This is a genomic window from Flavobacterium sp. AJR (assembly GCF_002156885.1).
GTDB lineage: Bacteria > Bacteroidota > Bacteroidia > Flavobacteriales > Flavobacteriaceae > Flavobacterium.
On the sequence record NZ_NCWQ01000131.1, the window covers coordinates 1 to 7,428 of the forward strand.

Genomic DNA, 7,428 nt, shown 5'->3' on the forward strand with positions numbered 1-7,428 from the left:
AATAATGTAATTAAACACAAATAGAAAGAATTTAGTTACAAAAATAAAGAAATTCAGGCTTCAATCTTTGCAATTTTTCTTTTTTTTACAAGGACTTTTTATATTTTTGCATTACTATGGCAAAACAAGACGATTTATTTAAGAATGTAGTTTCGCACGCAAAAGAGTACGGATTTATTTTTCCGTCGAGCGAAATATACGATGGTTTAAGTGCAGTATATGATTACGCGCAAAACGGAGTAGAGTTAAAGAAAAACATCCGTGAATATTGGTGGAAATCAATGGTTCAGATGAATGAGAATATTGTAGGCTTAGATGCCGCAATATTAATGCATCCAACAACCTGGAAAGCTTCAGGCCACGTTGATGCCTTTAATGATCCGTTAATTGATAATAAAGATTCTAAAAAAAGATATAGAGCTGACGTTCTGGTAGAAGATTATGCTGAAAAGTTAAATCTAAAAGCTAAAAAAGAAATCGAAAAAGCGAGTGCTCGTTTTGGAGATGCTTTCAACGAACAGGAATTTGTAACTACAAATGCCAGAGTAATTGAATATTTAGCTAAAGAAAAAGAAATCAGAGAACGTTTAGGACGCTCTTTAGGTAATGGAGATTTAGAAGATGTTAAAGCTTTAATCGAAGAACTAGAAATTGCAGACCCAGAAACTGGATCTAGAAACTGGACAGATGTAAAGCAATTCAACTTAATGTTTGGTACTAAGTTAGGAGCATCTGCAGAGTCTGCAATGGACTTGTATTTACGTCCAGAAACAGCTCAGGGTATCTTTGTGAATTTCTTGAATGTACAAAAATCAGGAAGAATGAAAGTTCCTTTTGGAATTGCACAAACAGGAAAAGCGTTTAGAAATGAAATCGTTGCAAGACAATTTATTTTCCGTATGCGTGAATTTGAACAAATGGAAATGCAATTTTTTGTACGTCCAGGAGATGAAATGCAATGGTATGAGCACTGGAAAACGACACGTTTAAACTGGCATTTATCTTTAGGTTTAGGAAAAGAAAACTACCGTTTTCATGATCATGAAAAATTAGCACATTATGCTAATGCAGCTGCGGATATCGAGTTTAATTTCCCTTTTGGATTTAAAGAATTAGAAGGAATTCACTCTCGTACAGATTTTGACTTAAAAGCGCATGAAGAATTCTCTGGTAGAAAACTACAGTATTTTGATGCTGAATTAAATCAAAATTATGTTCCTTATGTGGTAGAAACTTCAGTAGGATTAGATAGAATGTTCTTAGCAGTTTTTGCAACTTCATTAAAAGAAGAAACATTAGAAGATGGTTCTACAAGAACAGTCTTGAAACTACCAGCAGTTTTAGCACCTACAAAAGCAGCAGTTTTACCATTGGTAAAGAAAGATGGCTTACCTGAAATTTCTAAAAAAATCATCGAAGATTTAAAATGGGATTTCAATGTTTCTTATGATGAAAAAGATGCAGTAGGAAGACGTTATAGAAGACAAGATGCATTAGGAACTCCTTTTTGTATTACAGTTGATCACCAAACTATCGAGGATCAAACAGTTACAATCCGTCATAGAGATACAATGAAACAAGATCGTGTAGCTATTGCCGATTTAAGATCAATTATCGAAAATGAAGTTTCGATGAAAAATTGGTTAATGAAAATGTAAAATAAGAATCGATTATTAGTATAATCGATAATTAAAAATAAGAAAAAAGCTTCTCAAATGAGAAGCTTTTTTTGTTTAGAAAAGGTATGTTTTAAACATGCAAAAAATAGAGATAATATATTAAAGAAGACTTTATTTTGTGCATTTCATCGGATATATTTGCAGTTCGTCTTAATGTGTTAACATTTGTTTAAAATATATTAACAATAAAATCTTTAAAAAAAGGAAATATGTAAATTTAATTGCTTTATTAAAGCTAAAAATAAGATTTTATTGTTGAAATTCCAATGAAGGAGATAAATTTGCATATAATTATCAGTTCGGTTCTTGTAAAATAATACCACTAAATCTACAAAAGCATTGAAAAATTATTCATACATTATTATTGATGATAATCAAGAAAGTGTTCTAAAAACCAAGGAATTAGCAGATGGTTTTTCAGAGCTAATTTTTGTTGCTATTGCAAATACATATCAGCAAGGATTAAATTTAGTTTTAGAGCATAACCCAAATATTATATTTCTTGAGATAGATCCAAAAGATAATACAAGTAATCTTTCGTTATTATTTATAAATGAGCTTTATCATTATTTGCGGATTGTTCCTAAAGTTATTATTACAACCACCAAAAAAGATTTTGCTTTTGATGCGATTAAGTATGGCGTAATGGATTATTTGCTAAAACCACTTAAACGGGCAGATTTACTCAAAACGATTTTAAAACTAGATTGGCCTAGTTATGAGGTAAATTTAATTAGCAATCAAACCGTTCAGGATTTTAAAACCTCGCTTAAAGGAGATGCTATCGAGGTACAAAAAATTAATCAATCTTTAGTGTTATGTGTTAAATCGTATGGAGATTATCGATACATTCAAGCAAAAGATATTACCTATATTCAGGCAGATAATAATTCGACAGATATTTATTTGAATACAGGAGAAATGATAACAGCTTTTAAAACATTAAAATATTTTGAAGCTATTTTATTACATCCATTTATACGCATACACAACAGTTATATCATCAACAGAAACCATATTGCGAGGATACATACTGGGAACTCAGTTTGTTACATAAAAAACTCTACAAAAAAACTACCATTTTCTAAGACTTATAAAAGAAATGTAGAGATAATAATTGCCGAATTTGCTAACGGAAACTATATAGAGGTCTAGCAACTAAGTATTTACACGTATTTGACCTACGTACACTACCATTTGGCAGCATTCCACCATATATGCCTTTTTACAGAGTTGAAAAGGGGATTACAGTACTAATTTTACACCATGATTTAGCAATAAGCGATCATTTAAAACGTAAAAAAATACTAACAATAAAAATCCCCAGATTATGAAAACTTCAATCACAACAATCGCATTATTTTCTTTAGCATTAGTAGCAACATCTTTTACTACTCCAGAAACAACTAAAAACATTTCATTAAATGCAAAAAGTGAGATAATACCACCTATTGATGGCGGTGGATCAGCAGGAGGAGGAAGAAAACAAGATGTCTACATTGATTTATCTATTGATGGTGGTGGATCAGCAGGAGGAGGTAGAAAACAAGATAATGGTTATATGTTAGATTTGTCAGCAACTAACAGTTATAGACAGCCTATTGATGGTGGTGGATCAGCAGGAGGAGGAAGAAAACAAGACTAGAACAAAGAGTTTATATGTAAAAAAAGGCTGTCAATTTTTTGACAGCCTTTTTTTGTGTCTATAGTTTTAGTATTTTTGATAAAAGCCAAATGTACTATTGAAAAAAATCTACCCTATATTATTGTTATTAGTTTTTGTTTTTTTGGGCTGTACCAAGAAAAGCATTGTCGACAACAATGTGGCTTCCTCTGTAGATAGTTTGTCTCTTTATTTGTCATTGGCAAATGATATCAACGTGCCATTTAAGTCCAAACAAGAGTATAATAAAAAAGCATTCGATATAATTATCAATCAAAAAGATGATTCGGTTAATAGAGTAAATTTATTTAAAGTAGCCAATCGGTATTATAATATGAATGATTGGAATGCCTATCGAGAAACAACAAAACTCATACTAGAACGATCAAAAAATAACCTTGATACGGTTAGTATGGCTAAGGCCTATGCTTATTTAGGAGATTACTATAGTTTTAAAACAGTTCCTGATAGTGCTTTTAGGAACTACTATAAGGCAGAGAAATTGTACATCCGGATTAATGATGACTATAATCTTGCCAGAACTTTTTTGAGTAAGGCAACTCTGCAATATAACATAAGCGATTTTTTTGAGAGTGAAATAATGGTTTTTAAAGCCTTGCGGCTTTTGAAGCGTCAGAAAAAAGTAAGTTATTTATTGCATGAATCCTATAATCTTTTAGGGATTTTATACAAGGAGCGAGAAGAATATGATAAGGCTTTGGAATTTAATAATAAGGCTTTAGTTATTCTTGAAGATAAATCAATCCCATTAGATCTTCAGCTAAAAGCGACTTCGCTAAATAATATTGGCTTTGTTTATTTAAGTATGAATGATTATAAAAAAGCAAAAATATATTTTCAAAAAGGATTAGAACAAAAAAACTTATTTAAGGAAAAACTTATATTATATGCTATGTTATATGATAATTTGGCTTATTCTAAATTTAAGTTGCATGAGTCTGAAGGACTTCCAGATCTATTTTATAAATCTTTGAAAATTAGAGATAGTCTAGATCTTAAGTCAGGGGTCATATCTAGTAAAATACATTTATCTGAGTATTTTGCTTATAAAAAAGATACTTCAAAAGCAATGCAATATTGTAAAGATGCACTTAAGTTATCCCGAAATTCGAATAGATTAAGAAATACACTTGAGGCACTTAAGCAAATGGCTCTTGTGGATCCAACAAATGCATCGGTTTATTCGAAAGAATATATACAGATAAATGAAAAAGCACAAAAAGCAGAAAGAAAGATGGGAGAAAAATTTTCCCGAATAGAATATGAAACGAATGAAATAAAAGATGAAAATACGAGTTTAAATGTTCAGAACCGAACATTGATATATGTTTTTAGTATCTGTGGTTTATTAGGACTCTTTTTTTATGTTTATTTGGCACAAAAAGCCAAAAATAGAGAGCTGCTTTTTAAACAGCAGCAACAGATAGCCAATGAAGATATTTATAACCTGATGATTTCGCAACAAAATACAATTGAAGCTATTCGAATTAAAGAGAAGAAAAAGGTAGCCCAAGATTTACATGATGGTGTTTTAGGGCGAATGTTTGGGGTTAGGATAAGTTTAGACAGTTTAGATAAAGTAGATGATGCAGCAGCAGCAGTAAAGCGCAAAAAATATTTATCAGATTTAAAAGAAATTGAGCAAGATATTCGGGAAATTTCGCATGATTTAAACAAAGAGAAATCAGAATTGATTAATAATTTTGTAATGATTCTTGATAAGTTATTGGAAAATCAAAGAGTTACTTTTAAATCAAAATTAATCTCGAGTATTGATTCAAGTATAAGATGGGATTTGGTAAGTAACTCCATTAAAATAAATCTGTACAGAATTATTCAGGAAGCATTGCAAAATTGTAATAAATATGCACAAGCAGAAACAATAAAAATAGAGCTTAAAAATGAAGTAAATCATTTGGCGTTGTTGATAAGTGATGATGGAGTAGGATTTAATGTAAATAGAACCAAAAAAGGAATTGGTTTGCAAAATATTTTCTATCGAGTAAAAGAATGCGATGGAACCGTTGATATAAAATCTAATAAAGCAGATGGAACAGTTATAGTAATTAAAATTCCAATTGATCAAAAAATAAACCTTCAGCATAATGACAACTGATAAACCTCCAGTAGAAATAATTAAGAATAACATATTTATAGTAGATGATCATCCTTTTATAATTGAAGGGTACAAAAATGCGATTACGAGATATAATCCTAAAGAATATGAATTTTTAATTACTCAGGCCAAAGATTGTAAATCGGGTTACGAGGTAATTATGGATCCTGCAACAACAAGTTTTGATATTGCATTTCTAGACATTAGTATGCCTGCTTATGAAGAAATGGAAATATATTCGGGAGAAGATTTAGCAAAGCTGATTATGGAACATATGCCAAATTGTAAAATAATTTTGCTAACAATGTACACCGAATTACTTAAGATAAAAACAATCATTAGAACAATAAATCCTAGAGGATTAATCATAAAGAATGATTTAACATTTGATGAGTTATTATTTGCTTTTGATAAAGTGATGAAAAAAAAGACTTACTACAGCCAGTCGGTTGTTGAAATGTTAGAAAAATCACCAAAAGACTCCATCGAAATTGATCAGATTGACGAACAAATTCTGTTTCATTTATCCAAAGGAACTAAAACAGACGAAATGCCACATTACATTCCCATTTCTTTGAAAGCTACAATAAGAAGAATAGAAAATTTAAAAGAATTGCTAAAAGTAACAGACGGTACAGATGATGATTTAGTACACGAAGCCAGGAACAAAGGACTTTTATAAACAGCGCTTCTATAAAATAAAAAAAGACATCTGATAAGATGTCTTTTTTTATGGATATATGTAATTATTCGCTTAAAGCATCCCATCCGCGGGCTTTTAAAGCAATTTTTGTATTAGCACGAGTTACTAAATGAATCCCTTCGCTTTCTTGCGTCATATGACCAATAATTGAGAAGTTTGGATTTGCTTTTATCTTTTCAAAATCTTCCATTGCAATAGTAAAAAGTAATTCGTAATCCTCTCCACCATTAATCGCAACAGTTGTACTATCGATATTAAATTCTTCACAAACACTTATGAATTGTGGATCTAGCGGCAATTTATCTTCATATAAGTTACAACCTACTTTAGATTGTTTGCACAAATGAATAATCTCCGACGATAATCCGTCCGAAATATCAATCATAGATGTTGGTTTAATCTCCAAGGCATGTAACAAAGTACGAACGTCTTTGCGAGCTTCAGGTTTTAATTGGCGTTCTATTAAATAAGTATAGGCATCTAAATCAGGTTGCGAATTAGGATTTACCTGAAAAACTTGTTTCTCTCTTTCTAGAACCTGTAATCCCATATAAGCAGCTCCAATATCGCCAGTTACAACCAATAAATCAGTTTGTTTAGCGCCATTACGATATACGATTTCATTTTCATCGGCTTCACCAATAGCAGTAATACTAATGATTAATCCTTTTTGAGATGAGGTAGTATCACCACCAATTACATCTACATTATATTCTTTGGCAGCATGCGTGATTCCTGCAAATAATTCTTCTAGAGCTTCTAATGGAAAACGATTAGAAACAGCTACAGAAACAGTTATTTGTGTTGGTTTAGCATTCATGGCACAAATGTCTGAAATGTTTACCACCACAGCTTTGTAACCTAAATGTTTTAAAGGCATATAAGCCAAATCAAAATGCACACCTTCGATTAATAAATCGGTAGAAACGACTACTTTTTTGTCTTTAAAATCTAATACAGCAGCATCATCGCCAATACTTTTTAAAGTAGATTCTTGTGTAACATCAAAGTTTCGTGTTAAGTGCTCAATTAGTCCAAATTCGCCTAATTGCGCTATGCTGGTACGTTGTGGGTTTTTATCTTCAATCATTTTGTTACGGTACTAAATTTCTTAGGTGCAAAGGTACAAAGATGCAAAGGTTTTGACTAATTAAAAAGAAGGCCATTTACTAGAGGTATTTGTTTTAAGTAAAATTTGTTTAGCCTTTTGTGTTTTTATGTCAATATAAAGATTTTTTAAAGAAAA

6 protein-coding genes are annotated in these 7,428 nt (G+C 31.0%); 5 read left to right on the plus strand and 1 reads right to left on the minus strand.

Translation table 11 applies throughout. The features are described from left to right. Positions 1–116 precede the first annotated feature (116 nt). The 5 genes from B8T70_RS22200 to B8T70_RS22220 all read left to right on the plus strand — a co-directional run bounded on the left by B8T70_RS22200 (position 117) and on the right by B8T70_RS22220 (position 6,161). Positions 117–1,658 carry a glycine--tRNA ligase gene (locus B8T70_RS22200; protein WP_039113222.1) on the plus strand — a complete coding sequence of 514 codons (1,542 nt, stop codon included), beginning with the start codon at positions 117–119 and terminating at the stop codon, positions 1,656–1,658. A gap of 360 nt (positions 1,659–2,018) precedes the next feature. Beyond that, positions 2,019–2,834 (plus strand): LytTR family DNA-binding domain-containing protein, encoded by an 816-nt coding sequence (locus B8T70_RS22205; RefSeq protein ID WP_086896263.1) that lies wholly within the window; start codon positions 2,019–2,021, stop codon positions 2,832–2,834. Positions 2,835–3,009: 175 nt separating this feature from the next. Then, positions 3,010–3,324 carry a hypothetical protein gene (locus B8T70_RS22210; protein WP_052250000.1) on the plus strand — a complete coding sequence of 105 codons (315 nt, stop codon included), beginning with the start codon at positions 3,010–3,012 and terminating at the stop codon, positions 3,322–3,324. A 97-nt stretch (positions 3,325–3,421) separates the two neighbouring features. Beyond that, positions 3,422–5,479 carry a tetratricopeptide repeat-containing sensor histidine kinase gene (locus B8T70_RS22215; RefSeq protein ID WP_086896264.1) on the plus strand — a complete coding sequence of 686 codons (2,058 nt, stop codon included), beginning with the start codon at positions 3,422–3,424 and terminating at the stop codon, positions 5,477–5,479. Next, positions 5,469–6,161, plus strand: a complete 693-nt coding sequence (locus B8T70_RS22220) for a response regulator (RefSeq protein WP_039113219.1) — start codon at positions 5,469–5,471, stop codon at positions 6,159–6,161. The genes B8T70_RS22215 and B8T70_RS22220 overlap by 11 nt, the downstream gene beginning before the upstream one ends. A gap of 64 nt (positions 6,162–6,225) precedes the next feature. Here B8T70_RS22220 and thiL read toward each other — a convergent pair whose 3' ends face one another. Next, positions 6,226–7,272 (minus strand): thiamine-phosphate kinase, encoded by a 1,047-nt coding sequence (gene thiL, locus B8T70_RS22225; RefSeq protein WP_086896265.1) that lies wholly within the window; start codon positions 7,270–7,272, stop codon positions 6,226–6,228. Positions 7,273–7,428 lie beyond the last annotated feature (156 nt).

Excerpts from the sequence above, each read along its gene's own strand:
- B8T70_RS22210 (WP_052250000.1), top strand. The coding sequence starts at position 3,010 with ATGAAAACTTCAATCACAACAATCGCATTATTTTCTTTAGCATTAGTA.
- B8T70_RS22200 (WP_039113222.1), top strand. The coding sequence starts at position 117 with ATGGCAAAACAAGACGATTTATTTAAGAATGTAGTTTCGCACGCAAAA.
- B8T70_RS22220 (WP_039113219.1), top strand. The coding sequence starts at position 5,469 with ATGACAACTGATAAACCTCCAGTAGAAATAATTAAGAATAACATATTT.
- thiL (WP_086896265.1), bottom strand. The coding sequence starts at position 7,272 with ATGATTGAAGATAAAAACCCACAACGTACCAGCATAGCGCAATTAGGC.